Genomic DNA, 455 nt, shown 5'->3' with positions numbered 1-455 from the left:
GCGCTCGGCGAGCGCTGTTCCCGCCTGCTCCACGGCCCCTCCCCCGCTCTCATCGCGAACTCGGCATCGTACGTCGAGACGCGTTTGATGGAGCAGCAGTTCCTGTGAAGGTGAGCACGGCGCGGCAAGCGGACACGAGAACGCGTTGCACCCGTGGCGACCACGGGTTCAGGGACCGGCCCGCTCAAACCCCCAGGTCAGGCGTCCTTCTTCACCGGCTCCAGAATCGCCACGCACTCCACATGATGCGTCATGGGAAACAGGTCGAACGCCCGCAGCGTCCGCACCCGGTACCCGCCCTCCGCGAAGTACGCCAGGTCCCGGGCCAGCGCCGCCGGGTCGCAGGCCACGTACGCGATACGACGCGCCCCCAGCGACACCAGGTGCTTGACCACCTGCTTGCCCGCGCCCGCACGGGGCGGGTCCAGGACGATCAGGTCGCACTCGGTGATGCC

The 455-nt window shown here is 69.2% G+C and carries 1 pseudogene; it reads right to left on the bottom strand.

Annotated elements, in window-relative coordinates:
• Positions 1-197 precede the first annotated feature (197 nt).
• A pseudogene (locus RNB18_RS51910) lies at positions 198-455 on the bottom strand (RNA methyltransferase); the annotation flags it as partial.

Origin of the sequence: Streptomyces doebereineriae (genome assembly GCF_031845645.1) — a bacterium.
GTDB lineage: Bacteria > Actinomycetota > Actinomycetes > Streptomycetales > Streptomycetaceae > Streptomyces > Streptomyces canus.
This window is presented reverse-complemented; position numbering and strand designations above follow the sequence as displayed.